Raw genomic sequence first — 20,442 nt, 5'->3', positions numbered from 1 at the left:
GCTATTATATAGCGGCTTTTAAGGCATCGCGAATTACCGCTTCGCTTTCCATACCTTCAGTGTATACACTTTCAACCAGCTTACTGGCCTGTGCTGGCTTATAGCCTAATGCGATAAGTGCGCTTTGTGCCTCTTCACGGGCGTCGTTTACTTCAACAATTGTGTTATTCGATAACAGGTCACTGCTAGGCGGTGGCATCACAATGCTTTGCGCTTTACCAAACTTAGCGAGCCTGTCTTTAAGTTCGACCACTAAACGTTCGGCAGTTTTCTTACCAATGCCCGGTAAACTTACTAATGCTGAAACGTCTTCATTTTGCACACTTGCCAAAAACTGCCCAGCCGACATACCTGATAAAATAGCTAAGCCCAGTTTAGGGCCTACACCGTTCGCTTTTATTAACTCGCGAAATAAGCCTCTTTCCATTTTATCAGCAAAACCAAACAGCAACTGGGCGTCTTCACGAACCACGAAGTGTGTGTACACCACCACTTCTTCACCCACCGCGGGAAGCTGGTAGAAACTGGTCATAGGCATGTGAATTTCGTAGCCAACGCCGGCTACATCTACAAGAATTTCTGGAGGCTGTTTCTCAGCCAACGTACCGCGAATTCGTCCAATCATGAATTATCTCTGTAAAAGCGTGAGCTTTAAGCAGTACTAGCGCAAACGACCACGAACGGTTTTTCGGGCTTGCCCTGCCATGTTTATCAGGCTCTGTTCGGTGTGTGCATGACACAAGGCAACGGCTAATGCATCGGCAGCATCGGCCTGTGGCGTGCCGCTTAAATTCAGCAGGTGTTTTACCATGTGCTGAACTTGCGTTTTATCTGCACCACCTTTTCCAACTACCGACTGCTTAATTTGCCTTGCACTGTATTCAGCTACTGGAAGCTGCGCTTGAGTGGCTGCAACGATAGCTGCACCTCTCGCTTGACCAAGCTTTAACGCTGAATCAGGGTTTTTCGCCATGAATACTTGCTCAATAGCAAACTGTTCAGGCTTATATTGACGAATAATATCGCCAACCCCGGTAAAGATATTAGCAAGACGAGAAGGCAAATCTGCCGTACCAACGCGAATGCATCCGCTTGCTACATACACCAGTTTACCTTGCTTGCGTGCAATTAAACCGTAGCCTGTGATCCGAGAACCTGGATCTATACCCAGTATAACCATTAAGGCACACTCGGTACAAACAAAGATACCGCTTCTTTATTCGAAGGAGACCATAAACGCGCGAGTGCTTCGTCTTTCGACACCCACTCGTACTGTAAGTGCTCTGTTAAGACAATAGGTAAATCGCTGTTTATTTGGAGGGAAAATACGTGCTCTGTGTTGTGCACAGTACCTGGGGGATAACGGTGTAGCCAGCGGCTACGAATAACATATTTGTTTTGCTTACCGTGATCGTTAACAACAAATCCGTGTGCTCTGGCATCAATGCCAATTTCTTCACACACTTCACGATATGCCGTTTCTAAGGGTAACTCCCCCTCTTCTAACGCGCCGGTTACCGACTGCCAAAAGGTGGGGTCGTCTTGTCGTTGTAAAAGCAGCACTCGGTAGTGTTGGTCATACAACACTACCAGTGCAGATTCAGGCTTCTTATACGCCATAAATTACGATTGCTTTTTCACCGTTGCAATAGCTAGCTCTTCAAGCTGCTGTGGGTTTGCAGGGCTAGGCGCCGATGTTAACGGGCATGCCGCTGTGGTCGTTTTCGGGAACGCCATTACATCGCGAATAGAGGTTGCGCCCGTCATTAGCATTACCAAACGGTCTAGACCAAACGCAAGACCTGCATGCGGTGGCGCACCAAAGCGAAGTGCATCAAGCAAGAAGCCGAATTTGTTCTTCGCTTCTTCATCGTCAATGCCAAGAATGTTGAATACTGTAGACTGCATGTCTTCATTGTGAATACGTACAGAACCGCCACCTAACTCAACACCGTTCAATACCATGTCGTATGCATCAGATAAGGCTTCAGCTGGGTTAGCTTTAAGTTCTTCTGGCGTTAGACCACGTGGTGCAGTAAACGGGTGATGGATAGCGTGAAGCTGACCGTCGAACTCTTCAAACATTGGGAAGTCAACAACCCAAAGTGGCTTCCACTCGCCTTCAAGAAGCTCAAAGTCTTCACCAAGCTTCAGACGAAGTGCGCCCATCGCTTCGGTAACCACAGTGTAGCTGTCAGCACCGAACAATAGAATATCGCCACTTTGTGCGCCAGAGCGCTCAATGATTGCGTTAGTAATGTCTTCCGTTAGGAATTTAAGGATTGGCGACTGTAGGCCTTCAAGACCAGCGCCAGCATCGTTAACTTTAATCCATGCTAGGCCTTTCGCGCCGTAAATACCTACGAACTTGGTGTATTCGTCAATTTGCTTGCGCGAAAGTGACGCACCGCCCGGTACGCGAATAGCCGCAACGCGACCTTTCGGGTCGTTGGCTGGGCCGCTGAATACTTTAAAGTCAACGTTAGCAAGCAAGTCTGCAACGTCTGTTAACTCTAGCGGGTTGCGCAAGTCGGGCTTGTCGCTACCAAAGCGCTTCATCGCTTCTGCATAAGTCATACGCGGGAAGTCGCCAAGATCAACATTAAGCATTTTGTTGAACAAGTCGCGGATCATGCGCTCGGTAATAGACATTACGCCATCGGCATCTAAGAACGTGGTCTCAATATCGATTTGAGTAAATTCTGGCTGACGGTCGGCACGTAAGTCTTCGTCGCGGAAGCACTTAACAATTTGATAGTAACGATCCATGCCCGACATCATCAGAAGCTGTTTGAAAAGCTGTGGCGATTGCGGAAGTGCAAAGAACTCACCTTTGTGTGTGCGGCTTGGCACTAGGTAGTCACGTGCACCTTCTGGCGTTGCCTTAGTAAGAATAGGTGTTTCAATATCAAGGAAACCTTCTTCTTCTAGGAAGCGACGTACAGCACCGGTTACCTTTGCACGGAATTGTAAGCGTTGGCTCATTACAGGACGGCGAAGGTCTAGGTAACGGTAACGAAGGCGCTGTTCTTCTGAGTTTTCTTGATTCCAGTCCAGTGGAAGCACGTCAGATTTGTTGATCACTTCAAGGCCTGTGCCTAGGATCTCAATCTCGCCAGTGCGCATGTCTTTATTTACTTGACCTTCAGGGCGCGCACGCACTTTACCTGTTAGCTTTACGCAGAATTCGCTACGCAACGTGTTAGCTACCGATAGCACGTCTGGTAAATCTGGGTCGAACACCACTTGTACGATACCTTCGCGGTCGCGTAAGTCGATGAAAATTACACCGCCTAAATCGCGACGCTTATTAACCCACCCGCAAAGGGTAACTTCTTGTCCAATGTATGATGAATCGATATTCCCACAGTAATCTGTGCGCATGGTCCTTGACCTCTGATGTTTTTTCTTGCTTCGCATGCAGTGAATTGGCGTTCAAAACCCCTTACTTTTGGGCTTAAGACTTTGCCAAAAATCGCGTAAACTTGCTGGCCAATAAACTGGCCCGCCCACAACATGCATAATGTAATGATTTAAAGGCCGCATAGTATAAACAAATGCTTGATAAAGCCCAATGACAAATATGCACAAATCAGCCATATCACAAGGAAATCTCTATATTGGATTGCCAATGTGGCAACACAGCCATTGGCCAAGCACGTGGTTTGCTAATTATCCCAAGTCTGATAATGGATTGTCGCTGTATGCCAAGGAGTGTAATACGGTTGAAGGGAATACCACATTTTACTCTCTTCCCCACCAAGGCGCTGTAGCGAGATGGTGCGATTCAGTACCCGACCACTTCAGATTTACTTTCAAGTTTCACCAGAACATTACTCATGTACATCAATTACAGCATTGTGATGAAGAGGTTGCCCAACAGCTTGCTTTGTTAAGCCCGCTAACAGAAAAGCTAGGCGTCATGATGCTGCAATTGCCCGCTTCTTTCGGGCCAGAAAAGCTTTCCGTTCTGGATACATTTTTAGCCGCACTGCCGCAAGAAATAAACGTAGCGGTTGAAGTGCGACACTTAGCGTTTTTCGCGAAAGGTGATGCAGAAAAGGCACTTAACCAACTTTTAATTCGACACGGTGCAAATAGAATCATTATGGACACCCGAGCGCTATTTACTGGGTCTTTAGATGCAGGGGGAACAAATAGGCGAGCAATACTAGAGGAAGTGCGAGAGAAAAAGCCCCGTGTACCGGTAAACGTTATCGCTACTGGCCATACTCCCATTGTGCGTTTTGTCGGGAACGATGTGGATGACGACAACGACCGCTGTTTGTTACCTTGGGTGAAAAAAGTGAAGATTTGGCAAAGTGAAGGAAAAGACGTGTACTTTTTTTGTCACCGCCCAGACAACAAAGATGCTCCCAGGTTAGCGCAGCAGTTTATTGATTTGTATAACAACGATAACCCATTACTCAAGCTAGAAAACCTGTCTATCAAAAGCCAGCCAGAGCAGAGCGCCCTGTTTTAATCAGTCGCCATTAGCGGTTAATCGATTAAGTTTAGTTTTAATAGATAGCGTTTTTCTAATTTAGCGGTAAACTATTGCTCTTATCTATTTTGGTACTACACCATTATTTACCGTGAAATAACCTCAATGAACCATGAATATGAGAAAGCGCGTATTGCTGCGCTTGAATCGTTAGATATTTTAGATACTTCCCCAAGCGAACAACTTGACGAACTTACCAAAGCTGTACAAGAAGAGTTTAATGCTAAAACCTGCTTAGTAAGCCTCGTTGCAGAAGATCGTCAATGGTTTAAGTCTCGCCAGTGTATGGATGCTGCAGAGACACCGCGTAATATTTCCTTTTGCACCTACGCGATAGCCGAAGAAGAGTACTTGATTGTTCCCGACGCTAAAGCGGATAAGCTATTTGCTAATAATCCGCTGGTAACTGGCAACCCTTTTATTAGAGCTTACGCTGGTGCTATCTTACGCAACAAAGATGGCTATGAATTGGGCACGTTATGCCTACTGTTTGATGAACCACGTGACTTTACGGTACCTGAGATAGAAAGCTTAAAAAACCACGCCCGCACAGTTGAAGCCATTATTTTTTCAGAACACCTTCCAGCATAACCCCAGCCCTACGCTTTTCGTATCGCAAAACAAAAACGCATCACTAAAAAGTGATGCGTTTAACAACTCTCTCAACTCAACTATGGCTATCTGAAATCAGCTGCGTCTAACTCGTGCTTTTTCATAAGCTTGTGCATATCAGTTCTATTTCTACCAGCAAGCTCCGCAGCGCGCGTTACGTTGCCGTCGGTCATTTTAAGCAGCTTGTGCAAGTATTGCTGTTCAAACGCGTCTCTAGCCTCTGTAAGCGTTGGCCAGCTTTGTTTAGTAGCAGACAAGGCCTGCTCTACTAAGTGAAGCGGAATCACAGGCGTTTGCGTTAACGCAACACACTGCTCGACCACATTCACAAGCTGGCGCACGTTACCTGGCCAAGATGAGGTTACCAGCTGTTGCATAGCGTCATCAGAAAATTGGCTTACATTCACGCCATGACGCTGCGCGCTTTGCTGCAGCAGCGAGCGAGCCAAAAGTGGAATATCTTCACTTCGCGATTTCAGCGACGGAAGTTTTAGGTTCACCACGTTTAGGCGGTAATATAAATCTTCACGGAAGGTGCCTTCTTCCATTTCTTTATGCAAGTCTTTGTGCGTTGCAGAAATAATACGCACATCGATGTCGACGTGCTTGCTGCTACCTACTGGACGAATTTGGCGCTCTTGTAATGCACGCAGTAGTTTTACCTGCAGCGTCATCGGCATATCGCCAATCTCATCCAAGAACAAAGTACCACCGTCGGCTTCTCTAAACAGACCTGGGTGAGCGGCTACAGCACCGGTAAACGCCCCTTTAGCATGACCAAATAGCTCCGACTCAAGTAAGTTTTCAGGCAATGCCCCACAGTTAATAGCTACAAATGGCTTGTCGCTGCGGTTACTGGCTTTATGAATGGCGTTAGCAAGCAGCTCTTTACCTGTACCGCTCGCACCGCTAATAAGTACAGACACCTCGCGCTGAGCTATGCGGAACGCCTGGTCTAGTACATTTAGCATTTCTGGGGAACGGGTGATGATGTCCTTTGCCCAATCCCCAGGCTGTGCAGCTTGAGACTGGCTAAGTGCTTTTTGCAGCAGCGCGCGTAATTCGTCGTGATCGACAGGTTTAGGCAAAAAACCAAATACACCACGCTGAGTGGCTGCTACCGCATCAGCGATGGTGCCGTGAGCCGTCATCAGAATTACAGGAATATCTTTTCTAATTCCCATAATTTCTTCAAACAAACTCAGACCATCTAAGCCCGGCATACGCAAGTCACTTAATACTACATCGTAGTTGTCGTTTTGAAGCTTTCTTAACGCCGATTGACCGTCTTCCACTGCGGTCACCTCATAACCTTCGCCTTCCAGACGAATGGTTAATAAGCGCAATAAGCTTTTATCATCATCAACCAACAATAAGTTAGGGTTACTACTCGCCTTCTCGCTCACTGTTGTGTACTCCTGTTTTTGTCCATCAGTGTTGCTTCTATTTGCAACAGTTCTTCTAATTTTTTACGCAGATTAACGGCTTCTTGCTCTAGTGCCTTAACTTTCTCTCCACGAGATGTATTTTCTTGTTCCAACACAACCATTGCAGACTCAAGCTCCATTATCTGGTTGTTTTGCGAAGCTGCAATAACATTAACTACTTCATGTGCTTCTACCGTGAATGCGCCCGCGATATCATTTAATGCTAGTTGTGCGCGCAACCTATCTTGATAAGGGGTGTCAGTGGGCAGTGTTAAGATATAAGCATGGATGGTATCAAACGCTGAGCCCCCTAATGCTTTTAAAGCCTGCTTACGCTCCATCCAAGGTTGGTTGGCTGCAGCAATCCACGTATTAAGCCAATAAGCCGCATCACAGTTGTATTTGAAATCTTGAGGCGGCTCGTCAAACAAACAGATACCACGTTCTATTTTTGTTACGGGTGTCACTTCTTCGGGCTCACCCGTGTTGCTGCTGTTTCTGGTTAAACTCTGACATCCTGTCAGTACCAGTAAGGCAACAATTAAACCACTTATTCTCATTTTATTTTTCCTGTTGCGGAATGGTCACTCTAAAGCAAACATCGGCATAGTCTACATCTACCACTTTTACATCACCATGCATTAGTCGAGCGCAATCGGCAACAATTGATAATCCTAACCCCGTTCCGATAACATTGTCGTTTCTTGGCTCGGTCCCGCGGATAAAAGGTTCAAACAGCGTGTGTACTGATTCCGGCGCTATGCGTTTTCCTCTGTTGGCGACGTCCAGTACAAGATTATCACTTTCGGTATAAAGGTTAATATTTATCGGTCTTCCAACCGCACCATGCGCAACGGCATTGGACACTAAATTGTCAAGTATTCTTCTGAACAGCTCCTCGTCTACATGTACTAAAGACGAGGAAATATTGACATCTACCTCTCTATCTTGAATAGCAAGGGCATAATCTTCTAAACAGGCGGTGACTAACTCATTAGCATTGCTTTCGATTATTTTAGGCTGTGCTTGCTGTAATAGCAGATTGTAGTCGAGTAGCTTTTCAACCAAAATATTGAGACGCTGAGTACTCGCGGTGAGTAGTGAAAGAACTTCACGTTGACCATTATTTAATTCGCCAACAACATTTTCAGACAACAAACTACAGCCTTCTTTAATGCTGGCTAAGGGTGTTTTTAGTTCGTGTGCTGCATGCCGCAGTAAAGCTGTTCTGATGTGCTCTAGCTGCTGTAGACGATCGTAAAGCCAGTGCAAATCCTTCTCCACATCAATCAGCTCTCTCGGTGCCTGCTTAGACAACGGAGGAAGCTCACCATCACTGTGCGCCATGATCCGAATAATTTTTTTGAGGTTATTGACAGGATTTACGATCAGCTGGCTTCCCAGCAAGATAAGAAGTAACGAAACGCTAACCAGCATTGCAGTTGACCATGCTTGTTTTGCCTGCATGGCGTTAAGGTCGTCTTGTTGTACTTTGACCCGCTCTGTAATAGCCGATTCTACATCGTCCCGTAATTGTTCTACACTCTCTCCCACCGACGCTAAATACGCGTTGAGCAGAAGTTGGTCTTCAATGGCACGATATTCCGCAAGTTGATTGAGTTGCTCAGATAAGCGAGAACAAGTTGCAGGCACCGAAAGCGCCTGGCATAAGTTATCTGCCGCTACAGCAAATTGATCTATTGCATTGTCAGAAAGTTGCGCAACCCTATCGTTACGCAAAACGGCAAACTGCCTAATGCTTCGCTCCACATCAATTACCGCATTATCAAGTCGCTGCATGTCACTAACAACATCAACCACAAAGCGCGTTTCGAGGGTGGTCATTTGACCCACCTTGGCTAAGTCACTTTGACTTTGCCAAAGAAGCGCAATAAGAGGAATAAGGGCAAGTACAAAACTTCCTAACGTTAACTGCCTTAGTGAACCAAGTTGTACCAAGCGTTCACCAAACGATATCTTGTTTATCAGAACCTTACCCTCATTGCTATTGATATTAATATCTACTCACTTGCGGTGAGATTTTCATTTCCAGGCGTCAGCTTGCTCTTTGCCATTTCTGCTTCAGAAAGTTTGCCGTCTTCGTTGTCGTCAATAAGTCCGAAGTTACGCAGTAGCCCTGTATGTCTAACTGCTTCCTTAAGTGAAATAAGACCATCTTTATTTACGTCTAATTTCTGCATCAGCGAACGCGCTGGTGTAGCATGCGCATCGGCGACTGAAATGGCCTGTACCGCCGCAACGGCACAAATTGCTAAGAAAACTTTTTCGAGACGTTTCATCATGAATCCTCCACTAAACGCTTTTTAAATTCCTTCTTAATTCGACAATTGCTAATCTTCGTCGATTAACAGCAATCGGTCATATGGATGTTACCATTGGTCTTCAATTAACCACTATATTTAATGCATTCAAACCTATAATGCTATTTTCAGACCAAGACAAACATTATATTTTAAAACAAGAACTTAATAACCCTCCTATAAGCTTATAGCCTATAGCCAAAGGATAGGTGTTGCAATAAAGAAACACTGAGCGTGAACATATGTCGGCATCAATGCCGACATATGATTGTTAGCATCAAGCGAACTGTTCCGCCTTATATTGGCAAGGGGAAGTAATGAGATCATTGATAGGAATAGGTTTGCTGAACATAAACCCCTGAACATTGTCACAACCGTGCTCTATCAGATAGTGCCATTGTTCAAGGTTTTCTATCCCTTCCGCGCAAACAGAAAGTGATAGGCGTTTTGCCAAGTCAATGATAGCCCCTGTCACTAGTCGGCTGCGTACTGAAGATTGGATTTCCGTTACAAACTGTCTGTCGACTTTAAGGGTGTCTATATTAATTTGAGTGAGATAGCTTAAAGACGAATAACCCGTACCAAAGTCATCAAGCGCAATCGCACACCCCATATTGCTTATGCGTCTGAAAAACTTATTGGAGAGTGAGAAGTTTTCAAGGTAGGCGCTTTCGGTAACTTCAAATTCAATATTTTCTGGGTTTACGTCATTAAGCATAAAGGTGTTGTAGATATGATCAAACAGTTGATTACTTCTCAAATCATGGCCAGATAAATTAATAGAGGCCCTGAACGCGCCTGTAGCCCAGCGTTTGAGGTCGGGCATATCCATACACACACGATTAATGACCCATCGTGTTATAGCCGTGATCTTCCCGCCTTGCTCCGCAATTGGAATAAACTCATTTGGCATAACAAGGCCAAACTCAGGATGCTGCCAACGAATCAATGCTTCAGCGCCAATTACGTTGCCGTCGTTGTTGACCTTTACTTGGTAATAAACAACAAATTCATCATTCACTATCCCTTGCTCTATGCCGTTAGCCAAATGAAGTTTACGTTTGTGAGATTCCACCATATCTGGCGTAAATAGAGTATAACTTCCCCTTCCTCTCGCCTTTGAGCGGTACATGGCCAAGTCTGCATTACTCATGAGTTCACTTAAATCATAACCGGCATCTGAAGCTGTTGCTACGCCAACGCTCAGTCCTACAGTAAGTGAAAGTCCTCTAAGCTCAAATGGCTCATCGAAGGCTGTGATTAATCGCGTTGCTAAACTCTTCGCTTGATCTGCTGTCGCATCTCTATCTGGGAGTACTAAAAACTCATCGCCCCCTAAGCGGGCAAACAAGTCACCGTCTCTAAGTAAACATTGCACCCTATCTGCGACTTCTATCAAGATAAGATCGCCGGTCTCATGCCCTAGCGAATCATTTATCCCTTTAAAGCCATCAAGATCAAAAAACAGCAGTAATAAATCTTCGTCGTTTCTCTTTGCTCTGGCTAATTCCAGTCTTAGATTATCAAGAACAAACTGCCTGTTAGGTAACCCTGTCAAACTATCAAAATTTGCAAGCCGAGACATTGTCTCTTGCTGATCGACCAAAGTTTGTCTTTGTTCAAAATTTACCAGTAACTCGACTTCAATAGCATCTAGTAAACTATTAATATTGGTGGCAATTCTGCCAATTTCATTAGATGCATCTAGCGAGCTTCTCAGCGCGTAATCTTTGGTTTCAAATACATCTTGTGTGAACCGCCCTAGCGAGGCTAAAGGTGAAATCAATCGGTATAAAATAAAAATACATATTCCAGTGCACAATAGCCACAATGCAAGAAACACCGGTAATTGCTCCAGGAGCTGTCGAGCGCTATTCATTGATTGAACGCGGCTAGCGTCGATATAAATAACAACGTGCCCCATAGGGTAAAGGCTGCTACCAACAATTTGATGGGCGACGATAACATCCTCGTACTGTGTTATGCCGAAGGGAATATTGTATGGCGACTTAGGTACTAAAGCGTCGCTTGTTTCGAGTACTCTCTCGGGTTGAACGGCAGAAATAACGTTATAATTATTATCGTAAAGCGTTGCCGATAAAAGATACTCGTGTTCTTTTATCGGCTGAAAAAGAGTAGAGAGTAGAGTGATGTTACCAGGATTTCTTTCCATCATCACAGACAGCTGTAGAGCAAGAGAATTACTTAAAGCGGCGGTGTTGTTTTTCACTACCTCTATAACAGACTCGCTATTATCTAATTTATTAACGATAGCGATCGATATGATTAAGACAGCCGAGGATAAGGCAACGGCAAATCCAATGGGTACTTTCAATGTTTTCAACACTAGTGTGTCCTTGCTTACTACCTTGATTAAAGCGGTACATGCAAGGTTGACATTTCCCTTAACACAGCCACTTTTTTATTGTTTTGACCGCAATAGTATGTCACGGACAACAAAATTAAAAATGGATTTTTAAAGGTATTCATTTCAGTCGATTTAATGTTGTTTATTTAGCACCATCAACGACTTCAAGTTTTGTTTTAATGAACTGGCTGTGAGGAACATATAACAAATCTGCGATTTGTCTAATTGTACTTTCTTCCAATGGCGCTAGCGACTTATCGGCGTACGCTATGATCCAAAGACTTTTAATGACGCTCGCTTTTTCCTCTGCGGAATAATGTTTATTAAGAACTTGAGTAAAGTGAACAAGGTCGACTGCATCATCGGCCGTTTGGTGGCCTCGTTTTAACAAGAGCGCCATTGCCTCATCATCGACATTTACCAAATGTCTAAGCTGCTTTTCATATTCTTCTTTTTCAGTTTCCGTCACCTGATTATCTGCGCTAACCAGTTCGCTAAGCAGTGCTGCAATAGCGAGCTCTATTGAATAGGTAGGTTCTGCTTTTTTGTGGGACTCTTCAAAGAGTTTTAGAAAAGATTTCAGCATAAGTCCTCGGTTTTAACGTTATAGTGATATAGTTTTCAGCTAAGGAAACTAAGTATTTAGATTATTCTTACTGAGAGGAAGAAGATTTCGATTAGCAGGCTTAATAATTGGATAACTATCGGTAATAAAGCTAAAAAACTACTGACTGGCAAGTTGCTAACTTTGGGTACTTAATAGGCATGTTACTTTGCTTCCGTTTTTTTCAAACCATACTCGCTCACATAGTGTGTTAATAAGGGGGATGCCACGACCGTAACACTCATCATTAGATGAGCGAGTTCCAGCTAAATAAGTTTTATTTTCCCACATAAATCCTTGCCCACTATCTTCAACCGAGAGCAACACTTCATTCCGTTCAGGCAAAGATTCTACTCTTATGATGATTCGGCCATGGTTTAACTGTTCTAGTGATGCTTCTCGCTTCTCATAATATTGCTGAAAGCCCGCACTGTCTTGTTTTAGCCTAGATTCGAGTTTCAATAGACCGTGCTCAAGTGCGTTATTAAAAAGCTCTGACAACACGGTATATAGAATAGAACGGACACCTTGTATACCCTCACACTGTCCTACTAGTTGAAGGACACGTTGAAGAACATCGGGCTCCTTTAGGTGGGGCGCATCGAGAACAATTTCATGCACTGATGGAAATGCCTTCGCTGCTTGCCTATGCAACGCCATTTTAATTGGTTTTGAGGTAAATATAACTACAGTGACGTCATCGTGGAATTTCGATGTTTCGCAATGTGCTTTTGCCGCGTTAAACAAAGATTTAGCATTGATAGAACGGCTCTTTGTCATGTGCTCTTTTATTATATCGACTAGCCCGTCTTCCAACAACATATCACCATCGTCATTGGCGATTTCTATGAGCCCGTCGCTGCATACAATTAATTGTTCATGATGGCCCAAATGAATTGTGTCAGTATCCGTGTTTAGTTCATGTTCTTGCAAAATGCCCAAAGCCATATGGCGAGAGGTAAATTTACGCAGCCCCACATCCGATGCGGCAGGAATGATGACTGCAGGCATGCCCCCTTGCCATATAGTTATGCGATTCCCTCCCGCATTAATCTCACCAACAACAGCTGCCATAAACATGTCACTAGGCAAAAACTTGATGAGGATTTGATTTAGCTCACCAACAATCTCAGATACAGATACGCCCTGTTGACTTAACTCTTGAAACGCACGTGTAACGGGTAACGCGCCAATGGCCGAAGCAAGGCCGTGTCCGGTAAAGTCACCCACAATAAAATAAATTCCTCCACTTGGGCTTGCTTCACAGAGAAACAAGTCGCCGTTGAAGGTTTCTGCGGGCTTTAGAAAATAGTCGAAGTGACCTTGTACGTCTGGATGATTAACAATGGCATGACTGAATATATGTTCAACAATGGCATGCTCACGGGCAACTCGTTGGTTGAAGAGTCGTAATGTTTTGTTTTGTTCTTCAACATATTCGCTAAGGGCGCGTATTTTCAAATGCGCTCGGATTTTTGCAATCAAGATATGGCGGTCGAAAGGTTTAGTTGCGTAGTCATTGCCTCCTACCTCCAGGCAGCGCACCAAACTGTCTTTGTCTTCTAACGCAGTGATAAAAAGAATGGGAAGATAAGGGCCTGTTGCAAGTTGTCGAATTTTGGGCGCCACATCAAAGCCTGACAACCCCGGCATAACCACATCAAGCAGAACGAGATCGGGTTGCTCTTTAGTAAACTTATCAAGCGCTTCTATACCATTGACCGCTTCCACGCATTCTTTATAGCCCGCGTTATAAAGCATGTTAGTCAACAAAGTACGGTTGATAGCCTCGTCGTCAACAATAAGGATTTTCAAAAGAGGATCCCAAAAGACTATTTGATGTCGAACTTCTTATCGAACCGAGATATTTGAAGGATCTTAGCTACTTGCGGTCGGGCATTTTCGATACTGTAAGTGAGCATTCGTTCAGAGAGCGTTTTCTGCATGTTTAGTAACATGCCTAAGGCTGAACTATCCATGTACTCCGTACGAGACAAGTCAACAGTGATATGACTCACATCATTATTAAGCTCACTGTAGGCGTTTCTAAAGTCTTCTACTTTGCTGAAGTCGAATTTGGGACCTACTTCGATAACTAATACTTTTCCTTGATTCTGATAGCTTGACATTATTTCCATCTGCTTTCCTTAAATTTGTCACCATAAATGCTTCAATAGATGCTTTTATCTTTGCTATCCTTATCTTAGTTGAACTTTTCCACAACGCCATCGAAGCCTAGTTAAACTTTCGTATTATTACGCAATAGCTAATGCATTAAAGATGGTTTTAAAGAATTTTTTGAGGTAATTATGCAAGATTGGCAAGACGCTCTTTTAGTTTACAGTACAGAGAGCGGCAAAATAAAGCCTGAGCAAAAAACTGAGCAACGTTCAGTTTCTACTGACGGCGTAGTCCGTATTCATCGAGAAACAAAAGGTCGCAAAGGAAAAGGCGTATCTTTGATTAAAGGGCTGGATCTTCCTTCCGATGAGTTAAAGAAATTGGGCTCGGAGTTAAAAAAGAAGTGTGGCTGCGGCGGCGCTGTAAAAGATGGTGTCATTGAAGTTCAAACCGATGACAGAGAAAAGTTGCGCACGCTACTTGTAGATAAAGGGTACAAAGTAAAGCTTGCTGGTGGTTAGCGTTTCTAGATCACTGGTTCGCTCTCACTTTTTCATAAACATATAACAAAAAGAGTCTGAAATGGAAAAGCTGTCAATTTCTGATTTACATATTATTTTGGTTGAGCCTTCAGATACACAACGAAAAATTATCACTACGTTGCTGTTGAAAGAAAACGTTAAGGAAATTGACCCCGTCAGTACCCTTGCCGAAGCGCGCTCAGCAGTTAAAGCCCATGGCGCTGACTTAATTGTTAGCGCAATGTACTACGAAGACGGAACCGCATTAGAACTACTTAAATTCATTAAAGAAGATGATGAATTTAAGAGCATTCCTTTTATGCTTGTGTCTAGTGAAAATCGTTTGAGCAAGTTAGAAGAGTTTAAACAAGCGGGTGTTGCCGCTATTCTTCCGAAACCCTTTGAACCTCTTCATTTGTCTCGAGCGCTAAATGCCAGCCTTGACCTCATAAACCACGATGAGTTAGAACTAGAATTGTTTGATGTGCACGACGTTCGTGTTCTGCTTGTTGATGACAGTAAACTTGCTCGGAATCATATTAGACGAGTACTCGAAGGAATGGGACTACAGCGAATTCAAGAGGCAGAAAATGGAGCCGCAGCTCTTACTTTGATAAAAGACCAAGCTTTCGACTTGGTTGTGACAGACTACAATATGCCGGAAATGGACGGTCGTGAGTTGTCTGAATTTATTCGATTTAACCCAGAAACTACCCACATCCCTATTATTATGGTGACATCTGAATCGGCTGATAGCGCCCACATGGCAAACATTCAGCAAACTGGGGTAAACGCTTTGTGCGATAAGCCGTTCGAGCCAAACGAAGTGCGCCAAATGCTTTCCGCACTGCTGGGCAACTAACATTCGACAAGTCCTTTTTAAGTTATCGCCGCTTTTCGTACAAGGCTACGGTTCGCGGCAATCTTATTTTTAGTACTTTTTCAAGTCCCTCATATCAAAAACAACTATACATTTTGTAAAAATGGGTTGACACACATGGGGCTTCAACATACATTCAACGTTATGAAACAGAATATAAAGCACGTAGCATTTTTCTTTTTTGCGTTTACATCCTTTAATTAGGGAGGCGCTGCTACATGCATGAAAACCTCCCACTAGGGAGGTTTTTTTTTAGCAATATTTTTATACGACTCGCACGGGAACGATATGTCAGACAATGCACTAGATACTGTTAGAAAGCGTATTACCGCCTTAGACAGTGAATTACTTAAGCTACTTTCAGAACGCAGAAAATTAACCAACGAAGTTGCTGAGACGAAAATAAAGCATCACATCCCAGTGAGAGATCAAAAGCGCGAAGAACAGTTACTCGTTCGCCTTATCAAAGAGGGGCAAAATATAGGGTTAGATCCCCATTATGTAACACAAATTTTTCACGTCATTATTGAAGATTCTGTTTTGAACCAGCAGGCCATGCTTGCAGAGCGTGCTAACCCGGGTAGCACACTGCCGTTAAACCGCGTGGCATTTTTAGGTGACAAGGGCTCTTATTCATACTTGGCTACACAAAAGTACTTTTCGCGTAGACCAGGCGAGTTGCTAGAAATAGGTTGCCAAAGCTTTGCTGAAATCGTTCATAAAGTTGAAAGCACAGAAGCTGACTATGCAGTTCTGCCTATAGAAAATACAACCTCGGGCAGTATCAATGAAGTGTACGACCAACTTCAGCATACTCAGCTTAGCATTATTGGCGAGCTTACCCACCCTATTCGCCATACTTTATTGGTAGGAACGAATACCAGTATCGATAAGATTAAAACACTGTATGCACACCCTCAGGTATTTACTCAATGCAGCCACTTCTTAGCAGAACTCGGTAACGTTGAAGTCAAAACCATGGACAGCACCAGCTCTGCCATGTTGACGGTTAGCGAGCTTCAGCGCGACGACGTAGCAGCTATTGGAAGCGAAGCTGGCGGCAACCTTTACGGTTTAATGGCTATTAAGAGTAATTTAGCCAACCAAAAAGAAAACCACAGCCGCTTTATCGTTGTGGCGCGTAATCCAGTAGTAGTGCCTTTACAAGTGCCGGCTAAAACGACCCTTGTCATGTCTACCATTCAAAAGCCAGGTGCGCTTGTTGAAGCGCTACTTGTGCTAAGAGAAAACAGCATTAATATGACGAAGCTAGAGTCCCGCCCTATTCCGGGCAATCCTTGGGAAGAAATGTTCTACATTGATGTGGAAGGCAATGTAGAAGACGGCCCTGTACAAAATGCCCTTGATGCATTGCGTGGTATTACGCGCTACATCAAAGTTCTGGGATGTTACCCAAGCGAAGAAATTAGTCCAACTAAAGTAGCCGCGGCAAGTGCACTGACTGAATAACACGAAAAAGGCGAGCTCAATTGCTCGCCTTCTTATTCACTCGATTATTTTACTTATCTCTTAGAAGCTGACCATCATCTGCCTTTAACAGCATTTGTTTGCTATCAACTAAGCACTTTTTCGCATAGTCCCCAAACCATGCCCCCACCTTCATGAACTGCTCGACAAAACCTTTTTTGTCTCCATTTTCCAGCAACGATAAAGCGATACCAAAACGCTCGTAAAAACGGCGTAGTAGCGCAAAGTTGTCAGGGTTATTGAAGATAATATCGGCATACAGTTGTGGCGATTGGGCAAACAGCCTTCCAACCATTGCCAGCTCTAGCCGATAAATAGGCGAACTAAACATAGTGAGTGATTCTAGGTTAGGGTCTTCACCTTTTAAGTGTTGCCCATACACAAAGGTGTTGAAATGGCGCATGACCTGTATATACGCCATGGCTTGATCGTGCTCTTGTGCGCTTGAGTCATGAATTGTAGCCCCCCAAATTCGCATTTGTTCGACCAGCCAGCTGTACTTGTCGCTGTCACGACCGTCGCACACTACCACTACCTGCTTAATCATGCCTGGTGCGTCTGGACCAAACATGGGGTGTAATCCAACGACAGGGCCGCTATGTACGGCAAGCATTGCCTCAAGAGGCTTAACCTTGATACTGGTTATATCTGCTAGCACACAGCCTTTTGGCAGCATAGTTAGCTTGCTAATCACAGCTTCTGTTAGATTAATAGGTACTGCAACAACAACCAGCGAAGCACAGCTTAGTAATGATGTTGCTCTGCCATTTTCCCAATCGTCTTTTTCAACGACCGAAACCTTGTAATTACTTCGTTCAAACAAGCTCACAAACACGCGGCCAAGCGCCCCTGCTCCACCAATAACAACAACGTTATCAATGTCAGGTTTTACACAGCGGTATTTGTTGTTTTGCGTGTGATAAGACTCTCGCATTACGCGGCGTAAAAGGTCTTCAGTAAGTTCGGGAGAAACACCTAGCGCTTCGGCTTGAGCTCGGCGAGAGGCGATCAGCGCTTTTTCACGCTCTGGCACATATACGGGCATGCCAGCTTCGGCCTTTATTTGACCAACTTGGGTAGTAATTTTATTGCGTTTTGCGAGTAATTCGACAAGCTGGGTATCCAGCTCGTCGATACCTTCACGCAGCGAATCTAACTGTTTTAAGTGCTGCGATAAATCGGCCATTCTGTCTTATCCTTGAATCAAATGGCACGGCTTGTGGCCAACATTACCTGGCCACATTTGGCGTTACTTGGATTTACGCCACCGTGCGCTTATTTTGGCGTAAGGGTAACACAGTTATTAACTTATCTCTGGTTTGAGATATCAAGCTCTCTGTTGTTTCCCAATCGATGCAACCGTCTGTAATTGAAACACCGTACTCTAATTCTTCAGGCTTTTTACCTTCCGCTTTCTGGTTACCGGGCTTCAAATGGCTTTCCAACATTACGCCAATGATTGACTGATTACCTTCTAGAATTTGGTTTACCACGTTCTGCGCAACCAACGGCTGACGGCGGTAATCTTTCGAGGAGTTTGCATGGCTGCAATCAACCACTAGCCCCGCAGTCAATCCAGCATCCTGAAGCTCAATTTCGCATTCTGATACACATACCGAGTCGTAATTTGGCTGCTTACCGCCGCGCAAAATGATATGGCCGTCTGGGTTACCACTGGTGCCGATAATACTTACCTGGCCTTGCTTGTTAATTCCCATAAAACGGTGACCTGACGCCGCTGATTTCAGCGCGTTAATTGCAATATCAAGGCTACCATCTGTACCGTTTTTAAAGCCCACTGGCATAGATAGGCCACTGGCCATTTCGCGGTGAGTTTGTGATTCAGAAGTACGCGCACCAATAGCCGCCCAACTAAATAGCTCAGCAAGGTATTGCGGACTAATAGGATCTAACGCTTCCGTCGCAACGGGTAACTCTAGTTCAGCTAACCAAATTAAAAGCTCTCTTGCTTTGCGAAGACCTGTTTCAATATCAAACGTACCGTCAATATGAGGGTCGTTGATTAAACCTTTCCAACCAGTCGTAGTACGCGGCTTTTCAAAGTAGACGCGCATTACGATAAATAATGTGTCTTTGCATGACTCGTGAAGTTCTTTGAGCTTAAGCGCATATTCTTTAGCTGCTTCAATGTCATGTATCGAGCATGGTCCACACACTACGAGTAGTCGATGGTCTCGGCGATGAATGATGTCAGATACGATTTTTCTAGACTCAGAAATAGCCTCTAACGCTTTGTCTGAAACAGGCAATTCAGCACTAAGCGCTTCTGGGGTAATAAGTACGTCTTCTGTACTTACGTGAACATTATTTACGGTGTCCTTGATCATGGGAGTTCTCTTACTCTCTTAACTACAAATAAAAAACGGAAAATTAAACGCCAAAAGAGTGTGCAATCTGCATGTAAACTTTATTGTACAACCAGCTTTTTCTATATTTCTTTAACGTCATTGACTTTTTAACAATTTAAGCATAACAGCGCAAGCAATAACGAATAATACTTTAATCTAGGCTAGATTCGAAGTGAATGAACATGACTGAATGGCAATAGCGCGCTCTGCTAGTCCACTTTTTAACCAGCAGTGAGGTTTATTCAACATAACCTCGTTAGCTTATCGTTTTATATCTGTAATTTATATTAAGCGTCCAATAATCCGAAGGTTTGATGAGATAATTGACCAACATAAATAAGCTAAATTTCTCATCTATCGCCAGACTTTTGTATCATAGTGCCATTAGAATAAAACGAGAAAACAATGCAAAATTTAGCCCTCACTTACACTGGTAATGTCGCTATTTTAACCATGCAAAATGGTGAAAACCGTCACAACCCTCTCTTTGCAAAAGAGATGCTTTCAGCGTTAGATGCTATTAAGAGTAATGATAGCTGCAAAGCGCTGGTGATCACATCAAACGATGAGAAATGCTTTAGTCTAGGTATAGACACAGACTGGCTTATGCCGGCCATGAAATCGGGCCGCACTCAAGAAATAAAGCAATTCATGCATGATATGGATGATGTATTTAAGACACTGCTTCTATACCCGCTACCTGTTATCGCCGCTATCAATGGCCACGCCTTTGGCAATGGAGCAATTTTAGCGTGTGCTTGCGACTTCAGGTTTATGCGTTCAGATAAAGGCTTCTTCTGTTTCCCTGAAGTCGACTTATCTATTCCTTTTTTACCCGGAATGATTGAGTTTGTTAAAAAGGCGATGCCTTATTATAGGTTTAACGAAATGAAGCTTTCAGGAAGACGGGTTTCCGGTAAAGAATTAGAGCAAGATCATGTGGTAGAGAAAGCATACGATAACCAAGAAAGTTTGCTAGAAGGGGCAGTTAATTACGCTAAAACCTTTGATAAAAAGCGAGGCATATTTGGCGAACACAAAAAACGTCTGCACAGACATATTATCGATACTATCGACAGCGAAAATAAGCCTTTAATAGAAGCACTTTCACTTATGGCGTAGTTATTTATGCGGGACTGGTATTAAATCTTATAAGGCTGTGTATACCGAGAAGTAAACGCAGCCTTACGAAGTAAAATTTATACACGAACTTACATATTACTATTT

The 20,442-nt window shown here is 43.9% G+C and carries 20 protein-coding genes; 6 read left to right on the top strand and 14 right to left on the bottom strand.

The window, feature by feature from the left end; genetic code table 11:
* Positions 1 to 4 precede the first annotated feature (4 nt).
* Genes ruvA through aspS form a run of 4 tightly spaced genes read right to left on the bottom strand, consistent with a single transcriptional unit; the run spans position 5 to position 3,384 of the window.
* A complete protein-coding gene (gene ruvA / locus ACYX4M_RS13100; RefSeq protein ID WP_269916132.1) occupies positions 5 to 625 on the bottom strand; it encodes a Holliday junction branch migration protein RuvA in 621 nt (206 codons plus the stop codon).
* 36 nt (positions 626 to 661) lie between these two features.
* The gene (gene ruvC / locus ACYX4M_RS13095) at positions 662 to 1,180 is read right to left on the bottom strand and encodes a crossover junction endodeoxyribonuclease RuvC (protein WP_476080430.1); all 519 of its coding nucleotides are present in this window, start codon (positions 1,178 to 1,180) and stop codon (positions 662 to 664) included.
* Positions 1,180 to 1,620, bottom strand: a complete 441-nt coding sequence (gene nudB, locus ACYX4M_RS13090) for a dihydroneopterin triphosphate diphosphatase (protein ID WP_476080429.1) — start codon at positions 1,618 to 1,620, stop codon at positions 1,180 to 1,182. The genes ruvC and nudB overlap by 1 nt, the downstream gene beginning before the upstream one ends.
* Before the next feature lie 3 nt (positions 1,621 to 1,623).
* A complete protein-coding gene (aspS, locus tag ACYX4M_RS13085; protein ID WP_476080428.1) occupies positions 1,624 to 3,384 on the bottom strand; it encodes an aspartate--tRNA ligase in 1,761 nt (586 codons plus the stop codon).
* A gap of 247 nt (positions 3,385 to 3,631) precedes the next feature.
* On the opposite strand from aspS, the gene ACYX4M_RS13080 reads away from it, so the two are divergent.
* Both ACYX4M_RS13080 and ACYX4M_RS13075 read left to right on the top strand, forming a co-directional pair.
* Entirely contained in the window at positions 3,632 to 4,483 is an 852-nt protein-coding gene (locus ACYX4M_RS13080) for a DUF72 domain-containing protein (protein WP_476080427.1), read from the top strand.
* 126 nt (positions 4,484 to 4,609) lie between these two features.
* Positions 4,610 to 5,095: a GAF domain-containing protein gene (locus ACYX4M_RS13075; RefSeq protein ID WP_476080426.1), complete on the top strand. Its 486-nt coding sequence runs from the start codon at positions 4,610 to 4,612 to the stop codon at positions 5,093 to 5,095.
* An 86-nt stretch (positions 5,096 to 5,181) separates the two neighbouring features.
* Here the strand turns inward: ACYX4M_RS13075 and ACYX4M_RS13070 are convergent, their stop codons facing one another.
* From ACYX4M_RS13070 to ACYX4M_RS13035, 8 genes are all read right to left on the bottom strand, one after another.
* Complete coding sequence (locus ACYX4M_RS13070; protein ID WP_014948857.1) at positions 5,182 to 6,522, bottom strand: sigma 54-interacting transcriptional regulator; 1,341 nt, start codon at positions 6,520 to 6,522, stop codon at positions 5,182 to 5,184.
* Entirely contained in the window at positions 6,519 to 7,103 is a 585-nt protein-coding gene (locus ACYX4M_RS13065; protein WP_476080425.1) for a hypothetical protein, read from the bottom strand. The genes ACYX4M_RS13070 and ACYX4M_RS13065 overlap by 4 nt, the downstream gene beginning before the upstream one ends.
* A gap of 1 nt (position 7,104) precedes the next feature.
* Positions 7,105 to 8,502, bottom strand: coding sequence for a sensor histidine kinase (locus ACYX4M_RS13060; RefSeq protein ID WP_476080424.1), 1,398 nt, complete (start codon positions 8,500 to 8,502; stop codon positions 7,105 to 7,107).
* A 62-nt stretch (positions 8,503 to 8,564) separates the two neighbouring features.
* Entirely contained in the window at positions 8,565 to 8,846 is a 282-nt protein-coding gene (locus ACYX4M_RS13055; protein WP_476080423.1) for an EF-hand domain-containing protein, read from the bottom strand.
* A 295-nt stretch (positions 8,847 to 9,141) separates the two neighbouring features.
* Complete coding sequence (locus ACYX4M_RS13050) at positions 9,142 to 11,211, bottom strand: putative bifunctional diguanylate cyclase/phosphodiesterase (RefSeq protein ID WP_476080422.1); 2,070 nt, start codon at positions 11,209 to 11,211, stop codon at positions 9,142 to 9,144.
* Positions 11,212 to 11,374: 163 nt separating this feature from the next.
* Complete coding sequence (locus tag ACYX4M_RS13045) at positions 11,375 to 11,818, bottom strand: tellurite resistance TerB family protein (RefSeq protein WP_476080421.1); 444 nt, start codon at positions 11,816 to 11,818, stop codon at positions 11,375 to 11,377.
* 156 nt (positions 11,819 to 11,974) lie between these two features.
* Positions 11,975 to 13,651: a SpoIIE family protein phosphatase gene (locus ACYX4M_RS13040; protein WP_476080420.1), complete on the bottom strand. Its 1,677-nt coding sequence runs from the start codon at positions 13,649 to 13,651 to the stop codon at positions 11,975 to 11,977.
* Positions 13,652 to 13,668: 17 nt separating this feature from the next.
* Positions 13,669 to 13,974 (bottom strand): STAS domain-containing protein, encoded by a 306-nt coding sequence (locus tag ACYX4M_RS13035; protein ID WP_476080419.1) that lies wholly within the window; start codon positions 13,972 to 13,974, stop codon positions 13,669 to 13,671.
* A gap of 171 nt (positions 13,975 to 14,145) precedes the next feature.
* Here ACYX4M_RS13035 and yciH point away from each other — a divergent pair, with 171 nt between their 5' ends.
* The 3 genes from yciH (at position 14,146) to pheA (ending at position 16,828) form a co-directional block, all read left to right on the top strand.
* Entirely contained in the window at positions 14,146 to 14,478 is a 333-nt protein-coding gene (gene yciH, locus ACYX4M_RS13030; RefSeq protein WP_334057818.1) for a stress response translation initiation inhibitor YciH, read from the top strand.
* A 61-nt stretch (positions 14,479 to 14,539) separates the two neighbouring features.
* Positions 14,540 to 15,340 carry a response regulator gene (locus ACYX4M_RS13025; RefSeq protein ID WP_476080418.1) on the top strand — a complete coding sequence of 267 codons (801 nt, stop codon included), beginning with the start codon at positions 14,540 to 14,542 and terminating at the stop codon, positions 15,338 to 15,340.
* Positions 15,341 to 15,646: 306 nt separating this feature from the next.
* A complete protein-coding gene (gene pheA, locus ACYX4M_RS13020) occupies positions 15,647 to 16,828 on the top strand; it encodes a prephenate dehydratase (protein ID WP_334057815.1) in 1,182 nt (393 codons plus the stop codon).
* 49 nt (positions 16,829 to 16,877) lie between these two features.
* Here pheA and tyrA read toward each other — a convergent pair whose 3' ends face one another.
* Entirely contained in the window at positions 16,878 to 18,032 is a 1,155-nt protein-coding gene (gene tyrA, locus ACYX4M_RS13015) for a bifunctional chorismate mutase/prephenate dehydrogenase (RefSeq protein ID WP_476080417.1), read from the bottom strand.
* Between the two features lie 73 nt (positions 18,033 to 18,105).
* Complete coding sequence (locus ACYX4M_RS13010) at positions 18,106 to 19,194, bottom strand: 3-deoxy-7-phosphoheptulonate synthase (RefSeq protein WP_476080416.1); 1,089 nt, start codon at positions 19,192 to 19,194, stop codon at positions 18,106 to 18,108.
* A gap of 426 nt (positions 19,195 to 19,620) precedes the next feature.
* Here ACYX4M_RS13010 and ACYX4M_RS13005 point away from each other — a divergent pair, with 426 nt between their 5' ends.
* The gene (locus tag ACYX4M_RS13005) at positions 19,621 to 20,337 is read left to right on the top strand and encodes an enoyl-CoA hydratase/isomerase family protein (protein WP_476080415.1); all 717 of its coding nucleotides are present in this window, start codon (positions 19,621 to 19,623) and stop codon (positions 20,335 to 20,337) included.
* Positions 20,338 to 20,442 lie beyond the last annotated feature (105 nt).

The sequence above is a fragment of the Alteromonas sp. ABV4_150 genome (assembly GCF_056311745.1).
This window is presented reverse-complemented; position numbering and strand designations above follow the sequence as displayed.

What these genes read in the sequence shown, in the direction of transcription:
- aspS (WP_476080428.1), bottom strand. Translation starts at nt 3,384, where the DNA reads ATGCGCACAGATTACTGTGGGAATATCGATTCATCATACATTGGACAA.
- ACYX4M_RS13025 (WP_476080418.1), top strand. Translation starts at nt 14,540, where the DNA reads ATGGAAAAGCTGTCAATTTCTGATTTACATATTATTTTGGTTGAGCCT.
- ACYX4M_RS13075 (WP_476080426.1), top strand. Translation starts at nt 4,610, where the DNA reads ATGAACCATGAATATGAGAAAGCGCGTATTGCTGCGCTTGAATCGTTA.
- ACYX4M_RS13080 (WP_476080427.1), top strand. Translation starts at nt 3,632, where the DNA reads ATGTGGCAACACAGCCATTGGCCAAGCACGTGGTTTGCTAATTATCCC.
- ACYX4M_RS13010 (WP_476080416.1), bottom strand. Translation starts at nt 19,194, where the DNA reads ATGATCAAGGACACCGTAAATAATGTTCACGTAAGTACAGAAGACGTA.
- ACYX4M_RS13035 (WP_476080419.1), bottom strand. Translation starts at nt 13,974, where the DNA reads ATGGAAATAATGTCAAGCTATCAGAATCAAGGAAAAGTATTAGTTATC.
- ACYX4M_RS13045 (WP_476080421.1), bottom strand. Translation starts at nt 11,818, where the DNA reads ATGCTGAAATCTTTTCTAAAACTCTTTGAAGAGTCCCACAAAAAAGCA.
- nudB (WP_476080429.1), bottom strand. Translation starts at nt 1,620, where the DNA reads ATGGCGTATAAGAAGCCTGAATCTGCACTGGTAGTGTTGTATGACCAA.
- pheA (WP_334057815.1), top strand. Translation starts at nt 15,647, where the DNA reads ATGTCAGACAATGCACTAGATACTGTTAGAAAGCGTATTACCGCCTTA.
- tyrA (WP_476080417.1), bottom strand. Translation starts at nt 18,032, where the DNA reads ATGGCCGATTTATCGCAGCACTTAAAACAGTTAGATTCGCTGCGTGAA.
- ACYX4M_RS13055 (WP_476080423.1), bottom strand. Translation starts at nt 8,846, where the DNA reads ATGATGAAACGTCTCGAAAAAGTTTTCTTAGCAATTTGTGCCGTTGCG.
- ACYX4M_RS13005 (WP_476080415.1), top strand. Translation starts at nt 19,621, where the DNA reads ATGCAAAATTTAGCCCTCACTTACACTGGTAATGTCGCTATTTTAACC.
- ruvC (WP_476080430.1), bottom strand. Translation starts at nt 1,180, where the DNA reads ATGGTTATACTGGGTATAGATCCAGGTTCTCGGATCACAGGCTACGGT.
- ACYX4M_RS13065 (WP_476080425.1), bottom strand. Translation starts at nt 7,103, where the DNA reads ATGAGAATAAGTGGTTTAATTGTTGCCTTACTGGTACTGACAGGATGT.
- yciH (WP_334057818.1), top strand. Translation starts at nt 14,146, where the DNA reads ATGCAAGATTGGCAAGACGCTCTTTTAGTTTACAGTACAGAGAGCGGC.
- ruvA (WP_269916132.1), bottom strand. Translation starts at nt 625, where the DNA reads ATGATTGGACGAATTCGCGGTACGTTGGCTGAGAAACAGCCTCCAGAA.